We start from the raw sequence: 21,679 nt of genomic DNA on the forward strand, positions 1-21,679 counted from the left end.
CGGCACCTCTGCCTGCCTTCGTCTTTTCAGCCAGCGCTGTTGCATGTTTCAACATTGTGTTTCAAAATGAAATAGTGAAACAAAAATGAAACATCGCACTGGACAAACGTGACATCGCCGTTCCCTGGCGTGACAGCCCTGGAGCAGCGCTGGATGGCCTCTTTTCGCCGGTTTTCACTCTGCCGCCACGTGTTGCGGGCCGCGCCGCACCGGGCTGGCACGGCATTTGCACTACTGATGCTCATAGCCACTCCGTGAAACATTCGGGACCATCCGAAACCCATAAGGTGAACACATGACTCAATACTCCGCAGGTGCCGCATTCCGCAAGGCCGTCCAGGAAGAATCTCCGTTGCAAGTCGTCGGCGCCATCAACGCCAATCACGCCTTGCTGTCCAAGCGCGCCGGCTACAAGGCCATCTACCTGTCCGGCGGCGGCGTCGCGGCCGGCTCTCTGGGCTTGCCCGACCTGGGCATTTCCAGCCTGGACGACGTGCTGACGGACATCCGCCGCATCACCGACGTGTGCGACCTGCCGCTGCTGGTCGATGCCGACACGGGCTTCGGCGCTTCCGCCTTCAACGTGGCGCGCACGGTGAAATCGATGATCAAGTTCGGCGCGGCCGGCCTGCATATCGAAGACCAGGTGGGCGCCAAGCGCTGCGGTCATCGTCCGGGCAAGGAAATCGTGAGCAAGGAAGAAATGGTCGACCGCATCAAGGCGGCCGTCGATGCACGCACGGACCCGAACTTCGTCATCATGGCGCGCACCGATGCGCTGGCCGTCGACGGCCTGGAAGCGGCACTCGAGCGCGCCGTCGCCTGCGTCGAAGCGGGCGCCGACATGATCTTCCCGGAAGCCATCACGGACCTGGACATGTACGCCACGTTTGCCAAGGCCGTCAACGTGCCCATCCTGGCCAACATCACGGAATTCGGTTCCACGCCGCTGTTCACCCTGGACGAACTGCGCAGCGCCCACGTGGGCCTGGCGCTGTATCCGCTGTCCGCCTTCCGCGCCATGAACAAGGCGGCGGAAAACGTCTACCAGGCGCTGCGCCGCGACGGCACGCAAAAGAATGTCGTCGACACCATGCAGACGCGCATGGAGCTGTATGAATCGATCAACTACCACGACTTCGAGCAAAAGCTCGACGCGCTGTTCGCCGCGCAAAAGAAATAAAGAGAGAAGCAGGGGCCGCATGTCGGTCCCGCAGTGACGCACCCGAGACTATTCAATCTGGAGAACACAATGACCGCACCGCAAGCCGCCACTTTCAAGCCTAAAAAATCCGTCGCCCTGTCCGGCGTCACCGCCGGCAACACGGCGCTGTGCTCGGTCGGCAAGACCGGCAACGATTTGCACTACCGCGGCTATGACATCCTGGACGTGGCCGACAGCTGCGAGTTCGAGGAAATCGCCTACCTGCTCGTGCACGGCAAGCTGCCGACTTCCGCCGAATTGAAAGGCTACAAAGCCAAGCTGAAGTCCCTGCGCGGCCTGCCGTCGGCAGTGAAATTGGCGCTGGAAGCGCTGCCGGCCGCCGCCCACCCGATGGACGTGATGCGCACGGGCGTGTCTGTGCTGGGCTGCACCCTGCCGGAAAAAGACGACCATAACGCGCCGGGCGCGCGCGACATCGCCGACCGCCTGATGGCGTCGTTCGGCTCCATGCTGCTGTACTGGTACCACTACAGCCATAACGGCAAGCGCATCGAAGTGGAAACGGACGACGAGTCGATCGGCGGCCACTTCCTGCACCTGCTGCACGGCGAAAAACCGTCGGCGTCGTGGGAAAAAGCCATGCACACGTCGCTGATCCTGTACGCGGAACACGAATTCAACGCCTCGACCTTCACCAGCCGGGTCATCGCCGGCACGGGCTCGGACATCCACTCGGCCATCACGGGCGCCATCGGCGCGCTGCGCGGCCCGAAACACGGCGGCGCGAATGAAGTGGCGCTGGATATCCAGAAACGCTACGACAACGCCGATGAAGCGGAAGCGGACATTCGCGAACGCGTGGCCAACAAGGAAGTGGTGATCGGCTTCGGTCACCCCGTCTACACGATTTCCGATCCGCGCAATAAAGTCATCAAGGAAGTGGCCCGTTCGCTGTCGCAGGAAGCCGGTTCCACGAAAATGTTCGACATCGCCGAGCGCCTGGAGACGGTCATGTGGGAAATCAAGAACATGTTCCCGAACCTGGACTGGTTCTCGGCCGTGTCGTACCACATGATGGGCGTGCCGACGGCGATGTTTACGCCGCTGTTCGTCATCTCGCGCACGTCGGGCTGGGCTGCCCACATCATCGAGCAGCGCATCGACAACAAGATCATCCGCCCGAGCGCCAACTACGTGGGTCCGGAAGACCTGGAATTCGTCCCGATCAAGGACCGCAAATAATGAGCACCAACATGAACACCTTGCACCGCAAATCCTTGCCGGGCACCCAGCTAGACTACTTCGACACGCGTGCCGCCGTCGATGCGATCCAGCCAGGCGCCTACGCCACCTTGCCCTACACCTCGCGCGTGCTGGCGGAAAACCTCGTGCGCCGCTGCGACCCGGCGACCCTGAACGCTTCGCTGAGCCAATTCATCGAACGCCGCCGCGACCTGGACTTCCCGTGGTTCCCCGCGCGCGTCGTCTGCCATGACATCCTGGGCCAGACGGCCCTGGTCGACCTGGCCGGCTTGCGCGACGCCATCGCGGCCCAGGGCGGTGACCCGGCCCTCGTCAATCCGGTAGTTCCCACGCAGTTGGTGGTGGACCACTCGCTGGCCGTCGAATGCGGCGGTTTCGACCCCGACGCCTTCGCCAAGAACCGCGCCATTGAAGACCGCCGCAACGAAGACCGTTTCGACTTCATCGACTGGACCAAGAAGGCCTTTAAAAACGTTGATGTGATTCCGCCGGGCAACGGCATCTTGCACCAGATCAATCTTGAGCGCATGTCGCCCGTGATCCAGGTGCAAAATGGTGTAGCCTATCCCGATACGCTGGTGGGCACGGATTCGCACACGCCGATGGTCGATGCGCTGGGCGTGATCGCCATCGGCGTGGGCGGCCTGGAAGCGGAAAGCGTGATGCTGGGCCGCGCCTCGTGGATGCGCCTGCCGGACATCATCGGCGTCAAGCTGACGGGCAAACCGCAGCCGGGCATCACGGCCACCGACACGGTGCTGGCGCTGACGGAGTTCCTGCGCAAGCAGAAGGTCGTCTCGTCCTACCTGGAATTCTTTGGCGAAGGCGCTGCGCACCTGACCTTGGGCGACCGCGCCACGATTTCCAACATGGCGCCGGAGTTCGGCGCCACGGCCGCCATGTTCTACATTGACGCGCAAACCATCAAGTATTTGAAACTGACGGGCCGCGACGACGAACTGGTCAAACTGGTGGAGCTGTACGCCAAAGAGACGGGCCTGTGGGCCGACAGCCTGGTGGACGCGCAGTATGAGCGCGTCCTGAGCTTCGACCTGTCGTCCGTCGTGCGCAATATTGCCGGTCCGTCGAATCCGCACAACCGCGTGCCGACGTCGGAGCTGGCCGCGCGGGGGATTTCCGGCGTGGTGGAAAACGAACCGGGCAAGATGCCGGACGGCGCCGTCATCATCGCGGCCATCACCAGTTGCACCAACACGAACAACCCGCGCAACATGATCGCCGCCGGTTTGATCGCGCGCAATGCGAACCGCCTCGGCCTGACCCGCAAGCCATGGGTGAAATCGTCGCTGGCGCCCGGCTCGAAAACCGTGGAGCTGTACCTGCAGGAAGCGGGCCTGATGCCGGAGCTTGAAAACTTGGGCTTCGGTGTGGTGGCATTCGCCTGCACCTCGTGCAACGGCATGTCGGGCGCGCTCGACCCCGTGATCCAGGATGAAGTGGTGTCGCGCGACCTGTACGCCACGGCCGTCTTGTCGGGCAACCGCAACTTCGACGGCCGCATCCACCCGTACGCGAAACAGGCGTTCCTCGCCTCGCCGCCGCTGGTGGTGGCTTACGCGATCGCCGGCACCATCCGCTTCGATATCGAGAAGGATGTGCTGGGCCATGATGCGGATGGCAAGCCGATTCTGCTCAAGGATATCTGGCCGTCGGACGAGGAAATTGACGCCATCGTCGCTTCCAGCGTTAAGCCGGAGCAGTTCCGCAAGGTGTACATTCCGATGTTCGCCGCGCAGGCGGACGACGGCATCAAGGTCAGCCCCCTGTACGACTGGCGTCCGCAGACGACATACATCCGCCGTCCGCCATATTGGGAAGGCGCGCTGGCTGGCGCGCGCCCATTGAAAGGCATGCGTCCGCTGGCCGTCCTGGGCGACAATATCACCACCGACCACCTGTCGCCATCGAACGCCATCATGCTCGATAGCGCTGCCGGCGAATACCTGGCGAAAATGGGCTTGCCCGAGGAAGACTTCAATTCCTACGCCACGCACCGGGGCGACCATCTGACGGCGCAGCGCGCCACGTTTGCCAACCCGACCCTGAAGAACGAGATGGTCATCGAGGACGGCAAAGTGAAAGCCGGTTCGCTCACGCGCATCGAGCCGGAAGGCAAAATCTCGCGCATGTGGGAAGCCATCGAGGTGTACATGGAGCGCAAGCAGCCATTGATCATTATCGCCGGCGCCGACTATGGCCAAGGCTCCTCGCGCGACTGGGCCGCCAAGGGCGTGCGCCTGGCCGGCGTGGAAGCCATCGTGGCCGAAGGTTTCGAACGCATCCACCGCACCAACCTGGTGGGCATGGGCGTGTTGCCGCTGGAATTTTTGGCTGGCGTGAACCGCAAGACCCTGGGCCTGGACGGCAGCGAAACCTATGACGTCGTCGGCGAGCGCACGCCGCGTTCCACCTTGACCTTGGTCATCCACCGCAAGAACGGCGAAACGGTCGAAGTGCCCGTCACCTGCCGTCTCGATACGGCGGAAGAGGTGTCGATCTACGAGGCGGGCGGCGTTCTTCAGCGCTTCGCGCAGGATTTCCTCGAGTCGTCCAAGGCAGCGTAAGCAGTTCGTCATTCACCGGGTGGCGCGCAGGCGCGCGCTGCCCGGCTTTCCAGGAAACCCTATGACCCACGTACCCCAAATCAAAATCCCCGCCACCTACATGCGCGGCGGCACCAGCAAGGGCGTGTTCTTCCGCCTGCAGGATTTGCCGGCCAGTGCGCAAGTGCCGGGCGCCGCGCGCGATGCGCTGCTGCTGCGCGTGATCGGCAGCCCCGACCCCTACGGCAAGCAGATCGACGGCATGGGCGGCGCCACGTCCAGCACCAGCAAGACGGTGATCCTGGCGACAAGCACGAAGCCGGAGCACGACGTCGACTACCTGTTCGGCCAGGTCTCCATCGACAAGCCTTTCGTCGACTGGAGCGGTAATTGCGGCAACCTGTCCGCTGCCGTCGGCTCGTTCGCCATCGCCAGCGGCCTGGTGGACGCCGCCCGCGTGCCTGCAAACGGCATCGCCACGGTGCGCATCTGGCAAGCCAATATCGGCAAGACTATCGTCGCCCACGTGCCCATGACGCATGGCGAAGTGCAGGAAACGGGCGACTTCGAACTCGATGGCGTGACTTTCCCGGCCGCCGAAGTGAAACTGGAATTTCTCGATCCGGCGGCAGACGAGGAGGGCGGCGATGGGGCCAGCTCGGCTATGTTTCCTACCGGCAACCTCGTCGACGACCTGGACGTACCCGGCATCGGTGTTTTAAAGGTCACGATGATCAACGCCGGCATCCCGACGATTTTTGTCGATGCGGACGCCATCGGCTACACGGGCACGGAACTGCAGGACGCCATCAATGGCGATCCGGTGGCGCTGGCCCGCTTCGAAACCATCCGCGCGCATGGCGCCTTGCGCATGGGACTCATCGCGCATCTGGATGAAGCGGCGAAACGCCAGCACACGCCGAAGGTGGCATTTGTCGCCAGGCCTGCCGGCTATGTCTCGTCCAGCGGCAAGCAGGTGGCAGCGGGCGAGATCGACTTGCTGGTGCGCGCCATGTCGATGGGTAAATTACATCATGCCATGATGGGCACGGCCGCTGTCGCCATCGGCACGGCGGCAGCCATTCCCGGCACCCTGGTCAACCTGGCGGCCGGTGGCGGTCCCCGCAACTCGGTGCGCTTCGGCCACCCGTCCGGCACCCTGATGGTGGGGGCGGAAGCGGCGCTCGTCGATGGCGTGTGGAGCGTCACCAAGGCCATCATGAGCCGCAGCGCGCGCGTGCTGATGGAAGGGGCCGTGCGCGTTCCCGGCGACGCATTCTAGTCTGCGCAGCACGCACCTGGACTCGGCCTGACCGTGCACCTGCCGATAGATAGATACTTTTGCTGGTAAAAAAACTGAGCGGCAAGGAAAATGGCAGGGCGCCAGCCGCGATGCGCGTTAGCGTGTCGCGGATGTTGGCGGCCTCCCATGCTTCCTGACCGGTGAACAGATGCTATTTAACTCCTACGTCTTCCTTTTTGCTTTTCTACCCATCACGGTGGCGGGATTCTTCATCCTGGGCAGACGCAGCCAACTGGGGGCCGCCGCGTGGCTGGCGGGAGCATCGTTGTTCTTCTACGGCTATTGGGATTACCGCTACCTGCCGCTGCTGCTGGGCTCCATCCTCTTCAACTACGGTTGTGCGGCCTTGCTCGGCGCCAGTCCGCCATCACGCCGAAAATGGCTCGTCACCGCCGCCATCGGCGCCAACCTGGGCTTGCTCGCCTATTACAAGTACGCGGGATTCTTTGTCGCCAGCCTGGCGGAATTGACGGCGCAACCGATGCCCGCCCTGCATGTGGTGCTGCCGATCGGGATATCGTTTTTCACGTTTACCCAGATCGCTTTTCTGGTCGACACCTATCAGGGCAAGGCGCAGGAAAACCGCTTTGTCCACTATCTGCTGTTTGTCACGTATTTCCCCCATCTGATCGCCGGCCCCGTATTGCACCACAAGGAGATGATGCCGCAGTTTGCGGACAAGCGCATTTTCCGTCTCTCGGCCAGGAACGTCGCTATCGGCTCGACGATTTTCTTCATCGGCCTGGCCAAGAAAGTACTGATCGCCGACAGCATCGCCCCGTATGCGGCGCCGCTGTTCGACAACCCGGCTGCGCCATCGCTGCTGGTCGCCTGGGGCGGGGTATTGGCGTATGCCTTCCAGCTGTACTTCGATTTTTCCGGCTATTCCGACATGGCCATTGGCTTGTCGCGCCTGTTCGGCGTGCGCCTTCCCCTGAATTTCGACTCGCCCTATAAATCGCGCAATATCGCGCAATTCTGGCGCCGCTGGCACATGACGCTATCGCGCTTCCTGCGCGATTACCTGTATATCCCGCTGGGCGGCAACCGCTGCGGGTCCGCGCGGCGCTACCTGAACCTGATGATCACGATGGTGCTGGGCGGCTTGTGGCATGGCGCTGGCTGGAATTTCATCGTCTGGGGCTTTTTGCACGGCGCCTACCTGGCCATCCACAAGGCCTGGAGCGCGGTGGCGCAGCGCTTGCGCCTGCCGCTCGATAGCCGCGTCTGGAAAGTCGTGGCCACCCTCGTCACTTTTGCCTCCGTCTGCATTGCCTGGGTCTTTTTCCGCGCGCCGGACATGGCAACGTCGTGGCAGATACTGCAGGGCATGGCGGGTGCCCATGGCGTCGCGGCACCCGACGTGCTGGCCAGCCGTGTGCCGCCGCTGCAGCACCTGCTGGAGGCGACGGGGATGACGTTTTATCTGGGCAGTGGACGCCTGTTCGTCGAAACCTGGACGTGGATCGCCATCGCGGCGCTGCTGGCCTTTGCTTTCCCGAATACGCAGCAGATCATGCGTCGCTGTGGGCCTGCGCTGGACTTCCAGCGTGCCCACCCTGCAGGAATAACAGGCCCTGGCATGACGAGGCTGCTGACCTGGCGCGCTTCACCGGCGTGGGCTGCCGCCATCGCGCTACTGGCACTGGCGAGCATCCTGGCCCTGAACCGGCCCGCCGAATTCTTGTATTTTCAGTTCTAGTGGAGAAGGAAAATGACAAGAGCATCCTATAGGCGCTATCTGTCCACCTTGATGCTGGTGCTGCTTTCCTGCGCATGCCTGGTCTGCGCCTTCGTGTACATTGTCGACCCCTATAATCTGTATGGCGCGGTCAGGCGCGAAAACTTTAACGCCGTCAAGCCTGGCCTGAGCCGCTACCAGAGCCAGATCAAGCACGCACACGCGCTGCGTCTGCAGCCAAGCTTCATCATCCTGGGTAACTCGCGCGCCGAGATGGGTTTCGATCCGCGTGCCGCCGCATTTGGCGCAATGCAGGGTGATGGCTATAACATGGGGATACCAGGCACTGCGATGGCCATGGCCATCAGCCAGTTCGCCCAACTGACCCAGGCCGGTATCAAGCCGGGGACGGTGATCGTGGGAATTGAGTTCATTGATTTCCTGAAGCCGGCTGTCGCACCTCCGGTGCGCACAGAGGCGTCATCAGGCCATGTTCCGGGATTCTGGCGTTTCGATGCCTTGTTTTCTCTGGCCTCGGTGAAAGACGCCGTGAAGACTCCGTTCATCCAACATGACAGGGCGGCATTTACTATCGCGCCGAGCGGCCTCAATCCCGCGCTCGACTATGGCGCCCATGCGGTCCGCGATGGGTATTACAAGGTATTCAAGCATCGGGCGCAGAAAAGTGCCGCCAGATTTGTGAAAATGTCGAAGGCCGATTTTGCTGACGGCGATTTTCAGGCGATGCATGATTTTTTGGTGGCGATGTCGGCCACGCAAGCCGATATCAAGCTGGTGATCTATCCGTATCACGCACAGATGCTTACCCTGTTCGAAGGGGCTGGCCTGTGGCCCCTGTTCGAGGAGTGGAAACAGCAGGTCGTGCTGGAAGTGGCCTCCGTCAAGAAACAATATCCATCGGCCCGCATCAGCGTGACCGATTTCAGCGGCTTTGGCCTTTACAACTGCGAGCCGATTCCTACCCAACAACAACGCCATGCCAGTACGCGCTGGTACTGGGAAGCAGGACACTTCAAGAGGGCACTGGGCGACATCGTCATGCAGCGTGTGATGACGCAAAAGGATGAGGCGCCGGTGGACGGCCAGTTCGGCATGCTCCTGACCGGTGCCACGCTGGCGGCGAATCGCGACAGGATCGCAGCCGAGCGCAGCGCCTGCGTGGCAGCGCAGCCGGAGATGTTCCTTTTCTCCCAAAAACTGTTCGCAAGACCTTTGGAGGATGCACCAACAGATAACTAATAGTCAGCAGTACGCAAGCAGATAGTCCACATATCAAGGCCGGGCCAGTTCGCCCAAGCCGGAGACAGATTGCACGCACACCGGAGGAGACATGAATTTCGCAGCATTTTATCAACGCTCGATCGACACGCCTGACGCTTTCTGGCGCGAGGAAGCGGACAAGATAGCCTGGCATACCCCGTTTTCGCAAGTGCTCGATTATTCCCGCCCGCCGTTCGCCAAATGGTTCGTTGGCGGCACCACCAATTTGTGCCACAACGCCGTTGACCGCTGGGTGGAAAGCCAGGGCGATGCCGCTGCGCTGATCGCCATTTCCACGGAAACGAATACGGAGCGCAGCTACAGCTTTCGCGAACTGCAGCGCGAAGTGGAGCGCTGCGCCGCCATCCTGCTGTCGCTGGGCGTGGTCAGGGGAGACCGCGTCCTGATCTACATGCCGATGATCGCCGAGGCGGCGTTCGCCATGCTCGCCTGCGCGCGCATCGGCGCCGTGCATTCTGTGGTGTTCGGCGGCTTTGCCGCCAACAGCCTGGCCAGCCGCATCGACGATGCGCAGCCAAAACTGGTGTTTTCCGCCGATGCCGGTTCGCGCAACGGCAAGGCGATTGCCTACAAGCCGCTGCTCGACGAAGCCATCCGCATCGCTGCACACAAGCCGCAGCGGGTATTGCTGGTCGACCGCCAGCTGGTGCCGATGGAACTGACGCCGGGCCGGGACGTCGATTACGCTGCCCTGCGCGAGCAGCACCTGGATGCGCAGGTGCCCGTCACCTGGCTCGAGTCGAACGAACCGTCGTACGTGCTGTACACCTCGGGCACGACGGGCAAGCCGAAGGGCGTGCAGCGCGACGTGGGCGGCTATGCGGTGGCGCTGGCGTCGTCGATGCAGTACACATTTTGCGGCAAGCCCGGCGAAACCTTCTTTGCCACCTCGGATATCGGCTGGGTGGTGGGCCATTCCTACATCGTGTATGGCCCGCTGATCGCCGGCATGGCCACCATCCTGTACGAGGGATTGCCTATCTGTCCCGATGCGGGCATCTGGTGGAGCATCGTTGAAAAATACAAGGTCACGCGCATGTTCTCGGCGCCGACGGCCATCCGCGTGCTGCGCAAGCACCCGGTGGAACTGATGCGCAAATACGACCTGTCGTCATTGAAGGCGCTGTACCTGGCGGGCGAACCGCTCGATGAAACCACGTCGCAATGGATCGCCGATGAACTGAAAGTGGACATCATCGACAATTACTGGCAGACGGAGACGGGCTGGCCGATCCTGTCGGTGGCGAAAGGCGTGGCAGACACGCCCACGCGCCTGGGCAGCCCGGGCATGGCCATGTACGGCTATCAGGTCAAGCTGCTCAACGAGGCGACGGGCGAGGAGTGCGGCGCGAACGAGAAGGGCGTGCTGGTGCTGGAAGGCCCGCTGCCGCCCGGCTGCATGCAGACGGTCTACGGCGACGATGCGCGCTTCGTCGACACCTACTGGTCCACCTTCAGCGGCCGGCAAGTGTATTCCACGTTTGACTGGGGCCTGCGCGATGCGGATGGCTATTATTTTATTCTTGGCCGCACCGATGACGTGATCAACGTGGCTGGCCACCGCCTGGGCACGCGCGAAATCGAGGAAAGCATCACCAGCCATCCGAACGTGTCGGAAGTGGCGGTGGTCGGCGTGGAAGACAAGCTCAAAGGCCAGGTGGCGATGGCTTTCGTGATCCTGAAGGACTCGCGGGGCTTCGACAGCGTCGAGGCGAAAGCGCTGCTGGAGCGCGAAGTGATGGCCGTCGTCGACCGCCAGCTGGGCGCCGTGGCGCGGCCGGCGCGCGTGCTGTTCGTGCCGCAACTGCCGAAAACGCGCTCGGGCAAGCTGCTGCGTCGCTCGATCCAGGCCATCTGCGAAGGCCGCAGCCCGGGCGACCTGACGTCGATGGACGATCCGGCATCGCTGCAGCAGATCCAGGCGGCGCTGGCGTAAGCGCTATGTTGCGAGCGAAGTTTATCAAACGATAAACTTCGCTTTCAAATCCGGTCGCTTTCCTTGCGCACGACCCTGCCCACGATCAGGCATTCATTGCCGCGGCACAGCTTGCGGTGGTATTTGCGCTGGTCCGGGTTGTCCGACGTCAGCCACCATTCGCCGATATCGCGCGCCATGCGCTTGACCACCGGTTCGCCTTCGTAATTGATGGCAAACACGATGCCATCGGCCGGCCGGTTGTCGGCCGTATTGATGATCACCACGTCGTCCTCGTACAGGGCCGGTTCCATGCTCTCGCCCTTGACCTTGATCGCCACCAGTTTTTCCGGGTGGTAGCCATTGCGCTCGACCCAGCTGCGCGGCACGCTGATGGTGCTGCCGTCGTGCGTTTCCGGTTCGATGGCAAAGCCCGTGATGCCGGCCGACAGGCGCAGTTTCACCTTGCGGATCGGGTAAAAGCGTTCATCTTCGCCATCTTCCACGACCACCGGCTGCACGCCGGCCAGCGCGCGTGCCGTCAGTGCCGCCTGATCGGGCGCCGCGCCCTGGTCGAAATACATGCCGTCCAGTTGCAGATCCGCTTCCAGCTTGCGCGCGATCTTTTCGCTGAAAGCGCGCCCCTCGCGGTAGGTGGGCGAGAGGATTTGCGAGATGCGCGCCTCGCTCCAGCCGCTGACGTCGGAAATTTTCTTGCGCGTGTTGTCGTAGTGCTCGCGGATCAGGGCCAGCAGGCGGTCGCGTCTGTATTGATACATATTCATCTCCACATTAAACCTGAAATTTACCGTTTGATAAATTACCAAATGCTTGACTTTAACATTAGCGATTGATAAAGTCCACTCGTTGCCTGTCGCAAACGCACTACAGCGTTTGCCGGCGGGCAGCACCACGGGAGGTCAGGCAGATGTTGAACAGCAGTCAGTTGGTTGAAAGCAGGGCGGCGCCGCGGCAGGGGCGCCAGTTACAGGGACGCAGCAAGAAGTCGCAGCTGCATATCGCCCGCATCGCGCAGTACATCCGCGAGCAGGGCCAGGCCAGCGCGGCGCAGTTGTCCGCCTTGCTGGGACTCGATGCGGGCACCATGAGCCGCTATCTGCGCCACATGTGCGGCCTGGGACAGATCCACCTGGCGCAGCGCCATTGCACGGAGCCGGGGCGCCAGCGGCCCGCCCTGTACGCGCTGGGGGAGCAGGACGACGACGTCGATGGCTGGGCCGAATTGCCGCCGCAAGTGCGCCGCACGGCCAGCTGGGCGCGTGGCGCGGCGCGCCGCGATCCGCTGGTGGCGGCCCTGTTTGGCCCGGCGGGTAACTGAAACAAGAATCAATGAGGAGAAATCATGGGGTTTGCAGAAAAATTCATCGCATCGCTGTCGTCGCAGAACCTGCGCGACGATGCCGTCCACCACGACCTGGACGTGATCGCGGCCGCCGCGCTGGCCGGCGACATGGGCGCCTTGCTGTGCCGCGTCAAATACGCGGACGGCACCGTCAGCCGCCTGTTCGAAGGCAATGCGGGCAACCTGGCCCAATTGCTGCGCGCCTGGACGGCGGCCGTGACGCAGAAGGGCCGCGCGCGGCGCTGGGTCAAGGCGCAGACGGCCTGGGATGCGCAGGCGGCCAACACCTTGTACCGCCGCGTGGCCGAAGCGTCGCTCGCGCATTGGCTCGACAGCAAATGCAAGGTCTGCCACGGCACGGGCGTCGTCGCTGCCATGCAGGCCGGCGCGCCGCTCGTCTGCCAGGCTTGCCGCGGTGCCGGCGAAGCGGCCATCAGCTGCTCCGGCGGCTTCGAGCTCGAACGCATCAAGGATATGGTCAGCGAACTGGAAGCCATCTTCCAGTCGCACGGTGCCCGCGCCATGCGCCGCCTCGGTCACTAAAAAGTTTTTGCAATATGCCTGGCGCTGAAAAAAACGCCCCTACAATAGAGTCTCGATCACGCAGCAACAGCAACACAGGCAGTACCGCAGTACACCACATGCTTCTCCACTCGTAATAGACGCGCCCAAGGCGCGACACCGATAGGGGAAATCAGCGCAGCGAACGGCCTTCATGGCCCCTTCGCCCACCTTCCGTCCGGCATGGCCCCGCGCCATCCGGACGCCAGCCCGCCGCCTCACCGCGCGCGGGTTTTTTATTTTCCTGATGGTTGGCAGTTCCCCCACTCAAGACCGCACATGCGGTCTTTTTTTTCATCCCACGAAAGGTTTTACAACTATGGCATCGACAGCAAACGGCATCGACAGCTTGATCGTTATCAGCAAACAAAGCGCGGAAGGCAGCAAAGCCGCCGCCGGCGGCGGCCAGATTTATCCCCGCGTGACGGCCACTTTCGACACGGAAGCGGACAAATACGCCAGCGCCGAAATCGACGCCAGCCAGCAGCAGGGCGATACCCGCCTGGGCAATTTCCGCACCACGGGCGCCATCAAGGCCGAAGCGGCCTGCGGCACGTATGCGCCGCTGATGGCAGCGCTGCTGCGCCGCGACTTCACGGCAGGCGGCGTGGCTGCCGCGCAAACCACCATCGCGGCAGCCGCCTCCGGCCTGACGCGCAGCGCCGGCTCCTGGCTGAGCGAAGGCTTCCGCGCCGGCAGCGTGGTGCGCATCACCGGCATGACGGCGCCGGCCGCCGCCAACAACGCGAAAAACTTCTTCGTCACGTCGGTGACGGCCACCAACCTGAATGGCCAATTCATGGACGGCTCGGCCATGATCGTCAAGGCGGCCGGCGATTCGGTCGGCGTGGCGGCGGTCGGCAAGCGCAGTTTCACCCCGTTGACGGGCCACACCACCGACTGGTTCACGGCCGAAGTGCAGGACCCGAAGATCGGCGTGCACCGCAGCTTCATCGACCAGCTGGTCAGCAAGATGGATATCGCCGTGCAGCCGAACGGCATCACCAGCCTGGACTTCACCCTGATGGGCAAGGCGGAAGGCCCGACCACGGCCGTGCCGTACTTCCCCACGCCGCTGGCCGCGTCGGGCACCGGTAAATTCTCGGGCGCCACGGCGATGCTGTCCGTGAACGGCATCCCGTCGCAGATCTGCACCGGCATGTCCGTCTCGCTGGACGGCCAGGTCAAGGTCGACCCGGTGATCGGCTCAAAGTACGCCACGGCCGCCTCGCGCGGCAAGGTGATGGGTTCGGGCCAGTTCACGGTGCTGCTGCAGGACGCCACCTACCTCGACTACTTCAAGTCCGAGACGGAAATCCCGCTGGCCTACGCCATGGCGTCGGGCACGGCGCCGACCGCCGACGTGCTAGCGTTGGCCATGGGCCGCATCAAGATCACCTCGGCCAAGATCGACGACGGCGAGAAGAACAAGATCGTCACCTGCGCCTTCGACGTCCTGCGCTACAAGGGCGCCGACGCGCAGCACGAAGCGACCACCTTGAGCATCCAGGACAGCGCACTGTAAGCGGCTAGCGCCTGCACCGGGGCCGCCGTGATGGCGGCCCTTTTACTTTTACCCCAATCAAGAAAGAAAAATACATATGAACAACGCACAAATGATCGCCTCGGCTGGTTTTGATATCTCCCTGTTGAATGATGGCAACAAGGCTGTGGACCAGGTTCACCTGGTGTCGGTGTTGTTTGACGAAGACGGCGCGCACAAGGCGGGCTTTGACATCGTCAGCAAAAATTCTGACCAGTATCGTGCCGTGATTCGCGAAACGTCGGTGGTGGCGATCAAACGCTCGGTGCAAAAAAGCAAGCAGATCGATGCGAAGACCGATGAAGGCGCGGCGGAACTGTATGACCTGGCGGAAAACCGCAACATGAAGATCGCCATCGCGGTGGTGGTGGGCATGCCGGGTTTCGTCGACAAAGGCGTCCCGGTACAACCTTCCCCGGCTTTGCTGAAGGCGATTTTTGAAAAAATGCCGTCCTGGCAGGAAAAAGTGCTGGCTGCACTCGAGGCGGACGGCAATTTTTTGACGGTCTAGCCGCCGCCTTGCTGCTCTTTGCCGACGAACAGTTCGAGCGTTCGGCAAAGGCGGCCGATGGCAATGCGAAAGGCGAGCACCTGGATGCCGCGAAGCGCCATCCACTCTACCGGGAGCCGCAGGCTCCCGTTCGCGCGCAACTGCCGTTTGAACTGGCGCACGTGTGGCAGTTCTTCGTGCAGATGAGCCGCAAGCGGCAAAACGGCATGGCGGCCAATCCCTTGAGCAGCCTGGATATCCTGGCATGGCAACTGCGGCATCGTGTCCGTCTGACGGCATGGGAAGAGGAGCTGGTCGATCAGCTCGACGCTGCCTATATCTGCCATCAAAACAGTTCGCTTTAGCCCTGGTTTTGCCCTGATTTTTACAGCAGAGGTGACACGGAAAACACAACAGCCGTCGCGAAGGTGGCCTCGATTGCATGGTCACCTTTGCGGTGGCTTTTTTTATGGGTAAATTATGACCGTTGAAATTGAAACATTACAGATACGCATCGATACGCTCAATGTGCGTATCGCGGCAGATGACCTGGAACGCATGCGCGAGGCCAGCGAGCGGGCTGCCAAGTCGACTTTCAAACTCGAATATGTCACGAAAAAATACACGGAGATACTCTCCAACCTGGGTATTTCCAACAATATCGGCCAGATCGTCAAACTGTCTGATGAATATACGAAACTGACAGCGCAACTGCGCATGTCGACCAGCACCACACAGGAATATGGCGAGGCGTACGACAATGTCAAGCGCATTGCCGCCTCGGGGCAGACGGACCTTGCCGCCACGGCAGGGTTGTATGCCCAAATGAACGATGCGACCAAGAAACTGGGTATCAGCCAGGCCGAAGTGGCCGGCATCACCGAGGCGCTCAATCTTGGCGTCAAGATCAGCGGCGCCTCGGCGGCCGATTCCGCCACCGCCTTCAAGGGGCTGTCCAACGCCTTCGCCGATGGCGCCCTGAGCAGCCAGCAATTTAACGATATCAGCCAGGCCGCCCCCGAAGTCATGGCGGCCATGGCCGCCGGCCTGGGCGTGTCGAAAGAAGCGCTCGCCGGGCTTGCCGGCGCAGGATTGATCACTGCCGACGTGATGGCCGTCGCACTGCCGAACGCGCTGGGCGAGTTGCGCAAGGAAGCTGTGCAGTTCGAAACCATCGGTGGCAGCTTTACAGTCCTGAGCAATAACGTGATGGAGTTCACGGCGAGACAGGCGGAGTCGACCGGCGCCGTGCGCCTGATGACGAGCGGCCTCGAATTTCTGTCGAGTAACCTGACCCTGGTCGTTGGCGTGCTCGAAACGCTGACCACCGCGAAATTTGGCTCCTGGGCTGCCGGCGTCGTCGTGGCTACGTATAGCAAGGTCACGGCCAACCGGGCCTTGCTGGCATCCACCCTGGCGGCGGCGAATGCCGACGTGACGGCGACCGCCGCCACCTCCGCACTGGCGACCGCACGTGTTGCTGAATTACAAGCGACGATACGCGTCAGCCAGGCCGACGTGGCGCTGGCGCTGACCACCAATGGTCTGATCCCAGCCCAGGCTCGTGCCACAGTTGCCGCCGAAGCCCATGCCGCTGCATTGGTGGCGCAAACGACCGCAACGCGCGCCGCATCGGTCGCTGCAGGGGTACTGAAAGGGGCCCTGGCATTCATGGGTGGGTATATCGGTTTGCTGGTGACTGTCGTAGGGTTAGGTGTTACTGCCTGGAATATGTGGGGGAGTTCGTCGAAGGACAACGCGGAGAAAGCCGTAGAACCCATGCGCAAGAGCACCAAGGAAATCGTTGCTGAACTCGACAAGCAGATGGTCCAGCTTGCAAAGCGCAATGAGCTGGCAAAGCTGGGCGTTTCGGAGAAAGGACTGAATACCCCGGCTGGCGAACGCATGCTGGAGATTTCGACGGAAATGGATGCCGTGCGCAATCGCACGGGAAAATACCAGTCCCTGGACAAGGCCGGGGTGGACAGCAACCTGGCAAGGCTGCAGGGAGAGCTGGATATGGTGCACGGCAAGCTCAAGCAGCTTGAGCAGCAAGAAGCGCCCGGCAAACCGAAGAACGGGCCCGCTACAGGCATGCCGGCGCTTCCCGCTCCGCCCACGCCTTTCGAATCCATGGTGAAAGAGATGCACGGCAAGGCCCGCGACCTGAAGCGCGAAGCTGCCGGTTATGCCGAGATGAACGAGGCGCAAAAGTTCGATTTTCAGTTGAAGGAACTCCGCGAGAGTCAGACGAAAAAACTGACTGCGTCGGAGCTGGCGGGATTCGAGGTTGCGCGTAAGGTGCTTCAGGCCCGCGTCGATGAGATCGAGGTGGGCAAGCAAGCCAAGGCTGTGACCGAGCAGGCGCTGGCAGACGCGAAAGCGCTGTCCGATACACGGACACAGGCCGTCGCCGATGCCGTCAAGGAAGCCGAGGCTGGCGAAAAGCTGGTGGCGGTGTATGGCATGAGCAAGACCGCCATCGCGCAAAACGAAATGGCGCTGCTGAAGGAACAGCGCGCCGCGCTGGCGGTGGGCAAGGAAAATGCGGCGCAGGTCGAGTATTTGAATGCCTTGATCGATGCCAAGCAGCGCAGCATGACGGCGACGGAAGAATTGGCCGCCAAGGAGGCGTCTGCCGCGGCGGCCAAGAAGGCTTCCGATGACTGGGCCGCCAGCGCCAAGGATATCGAAAAGTCACTGACTGACGCGTTCATGAACGGCTTTGAAGGCGGCAAGAACCTGGCGACCATGTTCAGGGACAAGTTGAAGAGCATGTTCAACAACCTCGTGCTGCAACCGATCATGTCGCCGATCGCTGCCGGCTTTGCCTCGTTCCTGAATCCGGGCGCGGCGCAGGCGCAGGGCAGTTTGGCCAACGGTGGCGGCATCCAGTCGCTCCTGAGTTCGGCGAAGGGCATCTACGATTCGCTGTCCAGCGGACTTTCCGGTATTGGGAACTCGGTGGCCGATGGCGTGCAGCGCGGTATCAACATGCTGCAAGGTAATTCTTATTCTCCGTTTGTCAGTGCCAATGGGTCTCTCGCCACCGGTGTGGGCGCGGCGGCAAGCGTCGCCGCCGGCGTCATGGGCGGCGTGTATGGCGGCAAGATGATTTCGGGCGAATATGGCCGCAATGGTGTGGTCAATGCCGGTACGGCCGTTGGCGCAGCACTGGGAACCGTCGTCTTTCCCTTGGTGGGTACGGCGATGGGCGCGCTGGTGGGTGGCCTGCTGGGCGGCGCGGCGAACCGCCTGTTCGGCATGGGCGAGAAAAAGGTCAGCAGTGCCGGTATTTCGGGCAACCTCGGTGCCGATGGCTTTACGGGTGAGAGTTATTCGAACTGGACCCAGAAAGGCGGCCTTTTCCGCAAGAATAAGAAAGGTACGGACCGCTCTGAAGTCGATGCCGAGCTGGCGGCATCGCTAGGCGATACGTATGCGCAGATGAAGGCGGTGACGGGCGCCTTCGCCAGCACCTTGGGCGTCAACACGGATAGCCTGGCCACGCGCACGCAGTCGCTCAACATCGTCATGACCAAGGACGACGCGGCGAACCAGAAAGCGATTGCCGATTTCTTTACGGGCGTCGGTGATGCCATGGCAAAGGAACTGGTGCCATCGCTGTCGCAACTGAGCATGAAGGGCGAGTCGGCGAGCGCTGCGCTGCAGCGCCTGGCAGGCCACTACGCTGTCGTTGATGGCGTGCTGGCTACCCTGGGCAGCACCTCGCAGCAGGCATTCGGCGCCGTTGGCGTGGCCTCCCTGGCGGCACGTGAACAGTTGGTCAAGGCTGCCGGTGGCGTTGAAGCACTGGGCAATCGGTCTGCATTCTTTGCCGAAAACTACCTGACCGAAGCCGAGCGCCTGGCGCCCGTGCAAAAACACGTGACGGAACAGATGGCGGCCCTTGGCTATGCGAGCGTGACCACGCGCGCGCGGTTCAAGGATACGGTATTGCAACTGGTCAATTCTGGCGCATTGGCCACCAAGACGGGGGCCGACCAGTATGCGGGCCTGATGGCATTGGCCGATGCGTTTGCGAAGACGCATGCGGCGACGGAAGACTTGACCAAATCGGAGCAGGGCATTGCCGACGAGCGCAAGGGCATCCAGGAAAAGCTCGACCAGATGACGATGACTTCGGCGCAATTGCGTGCCAAGGAGCGTACTGCGGTCGATGCCAGCAACCTGGCCTTGTATGACCAGTTGCAGGCGCGGCAGGACATTGCCAGTGCCTATGAAACGGAGTCTTCGGCCCTCAAGTCCACCATCGATCGCCTGAAATCGTTTGGCGACGGCATCCGCTCGTTCAAGGATTCTCTGTTGTTGGGCAGCCTGTCGACCCTGACGCCGATGCAGAAGATGGCCGAGGCGCAGCGTCAGTATGAAGAGACGCTGGCGAAGGCGAAGACGGGCGATGCTGCGGCACAGTCGGCGTTGACGGCGGCGGCCACGGCTTACCTGACAGCGAACCAGGTAGTGAAATCGTCGAGCGACGCCTATGCCGCCGATGCGGCACGGGTGCAGGCCGACTTGGCGGCGCTCGCGGCGATTGCCGGCACGCAGCTTAGCGACGCGCAGAAGCAGTTGACGGCGCTCGATACGCAGGTGGGCCAGTTGATCAATCTCAACAAGACGGCGGTGGGCATCCAGAAGGCGGTCAATGCCTTGGGCGCCGCATTGCTGGCTGGTGGCAAGGTCGATATCACGCAGGGCATGCAGTTTGGTTCCGGTTTCGGTATGCCGCTCGCGGCCGCTTTTGACGAAGTGGTGGTCGATGCGCCAGCGGCGCAAGCCATGCAGCGCTATTTCAGTGCCGGCGACGGTGCCAACGAAGCGCTGGTGGCCGAGATCAAGGGCTTGCGCGAAGAAGTGCGCCAGCTGCGCGCCGACCAGGACCAGCAGACGGGCGCCATCATCAGCAGCAATTACGACGCCAATGAACGCGCCGCCGACAAGGTGTCGGCCGGTGCGTCGGAAGCGGCCCGGGCGTCGGTCTGGGCCAGTCAATCGAAAGCGAGCATAGTATGAACGAAACCTTGAATGAGGCCATGAGCGACGCGCAGTTCACCGCGTGGCTGCGCAACACCTCGGCGCGCCGTCTGGTGCTGATCGAGGTGGCCGTGTACAGCGGTGGCCAGCAGCGTACCCGCTTCCTGAGCACGGGGGCGTATGTCACGGCGCCCGATGATACGCCGCCGAACCTGGCGTACCAGTCCATCGTCTCGACGGGCATGCAGTTCACCGAGCAGCTGTCGCTGGGTGGCGAAGCCAGCCTGTCGGCGGGCGACATCGAGATAGACAATCCGTCCGGCATCCGTGACGCCTGGCTCAATGATGTGTGGATGAACCGTCCGATCCGCGCCTGGATCGGCGATCCGCGCTGGCGCCGAGGCGACTTTCGCCTGATCTTCAATGGCGTGGTGGCCGACATCGCGCCGAAAGGGCGCGACAAGCTGGCGCTGAAACTGCGCGACAAGCTGCAACGCCTGAATACGCCCGTCAGCGAAGCCAAGCTGGGCGGCGCGACGCCGAACAAGGACGCAGTGCTGCCGCTGGCCTTTGGCGAGGTGCACAACATCGCGCCGCTGCTGGCCGATCCGGCCCTGCTGCAGTATCAGGTGCATGGCGCCGCCATCGAGGGCGTCATCGAGGTGCGCGACAACGGGCTGCCGGTGCGGATAACGGCGGACAATGCCAGCGGCAGGTTTTTCCTGGCCGCGCCGCCCGCCGGGACGATCACCGTGACCGTGCAGGGCGACCGTCCCGGTACCTATGCCAACACGGTGGCCGCGTTGCTGCGGCGCCTGGCGACCGCTTACGGCAAGGCGGGCGACCGCTTTGTCGAGGGTGACCTCGATGTGGCCAACTTGGCGGCCTTCGACGCCGCGCATCCGCAGGCGGTAGGCCTGTTTCTCGCTGGCCGCACGAATGTGCTCAACGCTTGCCAGATGATCGCCTCCAGCCTGGGGGCGCAACTGGTGATGTCGCGCCTGGGGCAGCTGCGGCTGCTGCAAATCAGCCTGCCTCCCGTCGGCTCGCCGACGCAGGTGGGGCCGCAGCACATGGTGGCGGGCACCTTGACGCCAGTCAGCCGCAGCGCGCCGACGGCATCCGTCAAACTGGGTTTTTGCAAGAACTGGACGGTGCAAACGGGCCTGCAGACGGGGATTCCGGTCCAGCACAAGGATTTGTTTGAAACGGAATGGCTGACGGCCACCCTTGCGGACAGCGAGGTGCAGGCTGCCTACCGGCTCGATGCGGAACCGGTGCAGCAGGACACCATGCTGCTGCGCCGCGTGGATGCCGAGGCCGAGGCGCAGCGCCGCCTGGCGATTGGCCGGGTGCCGCGCACGGTCTACGAATTCGATGGCACGGCGGAAATGCTGGCGCTGGAACTGGGCCAGGCCGTGAGGGTCACCCATCCACGCTTCGGCATGGAGAAAGGAGTGGTGGGCCAGGTTGTTTCGCTGGCACCTGACTGGTTGACGGGACACGTGAAAGTGGGGTTTATCGTATGAGTACC

The 21,679-nt window shown here is 62.5% G+C and carries 15 protein-coding genes; 14 read left to right on the forward strand and 1 reads right to left on the reverse strand.

Features of this window, described 5'->3' with window-relative positions; all coding sequences use genetic code 11:
• Nucleotides 1-295 precede the first annotated feature (295 nt).
• From prpB to OX460_RS01770, 7 genes are all read left to right on the forward strand, one after another.
• Nucleotides 296-1,183 (forward strand): methylisocitrate lyase, encoded by an 888-nt coding sequence (prpB, locus tag OX460_RS01740; RefSeq protein WP_289897410.1) that lies wholly within the window; start codon nt 296-298, stop codon nt 1,181-1,183.
• A 69-nt stretch (nt 1,184-1,252) separates the two neighbouring features.
• A complete protein-coding gene (gene prpC / locus OX460_RS01745; RefSeq protein ID WP_289897411.1) occupies nt 1,253-2,407 on the forward strand; it encodes a 2-methylcitrate synthase in 1,155 nt (384 codons plus the stop codon).
• Nucleotides 2,408-2,418: 11 nt separating this feature from the next.
• On the forward strand, nt 2,419-5,013 hold the full coding sequence (gene acnD / locus OX460_RS01750) for a Fe/S-dependent 2-methylisocitrate dehydratase AcnD (RefSeq protein WP_289898403.1): 2,595 nt from the start codon (nt 2,419-2,421) through the stop codon (nt 5,011-5,013).
• 61 nt (nt 5,014-5,074) lie between these two features.
• Nucleotides 5,075-6,274 (forward strand): 2-methylaconitate cis-trans isomerase PrpF, encoded by a 1,200-nt coding sequence (prpF, locus tag OX460_RS01755; protein ID WP_289897412.1) that lies wholly within the window; start codon nt 5,075-5,077, stop codon nt 6,272-6,274.
• 169 nt (nt 6,275-6,443) lie between these two features.
• A complete protein-coding gene (locus OX460_RS01760; RefSeq protein WP_251348234.1) occupies nt 6,444-7,997 on the forward strand; it encodes an MBOAT family protein in 1,554 nt (517 codons plus the stop codon).
• Between the two features lie 12 nt (nt 7,998-8,009).
• A complete protein-coding gene (locus OX460_RS01765; RefSeq protein WP_251348235.1) occupies nt 8,010-9,236 on the forward strand; it encodes a hypothetical protein in 1,227 nt (408 codons plus the stop codon).
• A gap of 91 nt (nt 9,237-9,327) precedes the next feature.
• Nucleotides 9,328-11,214, forward strand: a complete 1,887-nt coding sequence (locus OX460_RS01770; RefSeq protein ID WP_289897413.1) for a propionate--CoA ligase — start codon at nt 9,328-9,330, stop codon at nt 11,212-11,214.
• A 44-nt stretch (nt 11,215-11,258) separates the two neighbouring features.
• Here OX460_RS01770 and OX460_RS01775 read toward each other — a convergent pair whose 3' ends face one another.
• Nucleotides 11,259-11,972 (reverse strand): S24 family peptidase, encoded by a 714-nt coding sequence (locus tag OX460_RS01775; RefSeq protein ID WP_099667431.1) that lies wholly within the window; start codon nt 11,970-11,972, stop codon nt 11,259-11,261.
• A 149-nt stretch (nt 11,973-12,121) separates the two neighbouring features.
• Here OX460_RS01775 and OX460_RS01780 point away from each other — a divergent pair, with 149 nt between their 5' ends.
• From OX460_RS01780 to OX460_RS01810, 7 genes are all read left to right on the forward strand, one after another.
• Entirely contained in the window at nt 12,122-12,532 is a 411-nt protein-coding gene (locus OX460_RS01780; protein WP_289897414.1) for a hypothetical protein, read from the forward strand.
• Between the two features lie 24 nt (nt 12,533-12,556).
• Nucleotides 12,557-13,099, forward strand: a complete 543-nt coding sequence (locus OX460_RS01785; protein WP_289897415.1) for a hypothetical protein — start codon at nt 12,557-12,559, stop codon at nt 13,097-13,099.
• A gap of 337 nt (nt 13,100-13,436) precedes the next feature.
• The gene (locus OX460_RS01790) at nt 13,437-14,642 is read left to right on the forward strand and encodes a phage tail tube protein (protein ID WP_289897416.1); all 1,206 of its coding nucleotides are present in this window, start codon (nt 13,437-13,439) and stop codon (nt 14,640-14,642) included.
• Nucleotides 14,643-14,718: 76 nt separating this feature from the next.
• Entirely contained in the window at nt 14,719-15,171 is a 453-nt protein-coding gene (locus OX460_RS01795) for a hypothetical protein (RefSeq protein WP_099667435.1), read from the forward strand.
• 8 nt (nt 15,172-15,179) lie between these two features.
• Entirely contained in the window at nt 15,180-15,515 is a 336-nt protein-coding gene (locus OX460_RS01800) for a hypothetical protein (protein ID WP_289897417.1), read from the forward strand.
• Between the two features lie 115 nt (nt 15,516-15,630).
• Entirely contained in the window at nt 15,631-20,184 is a 4,554-nt protein-coding gene (locus OX460_RS01805) for a tape measure protein (protein ID WP_289897418.1), read from the forward strand.
• Nucleotides 20,181-21,674 carry a hypothetical protein gene (locus OX460_RS01810; protein WP_289897419.1) on the forward strand — a complete coding sequence of 498 codons (1,494 nt, stop codon included), beginning with the start codon at nt 20,181-20,183 and terminating at the stop codon, nt 21,672-21,674. The genes OX460_RS01805 and OX460_RS01810 overlap by 4 nt, the downstream gene beginning before the upstream one ends.
• Nucleotides 21,675-21,679 lie beyond the last annotated feature (5 nt).

It is taken from the genome of Janthinobacterium sp. SUN033, assembly GCF_030397595.1.
Taxonomy (GTDB): domain Bacteria; phylum Pseudomonadota; class Gammaproteobacteria; order Burkholderiales; family Burkholderiaceae_D; genus Janthinobacterium; species Janthinobacterium kumbetense.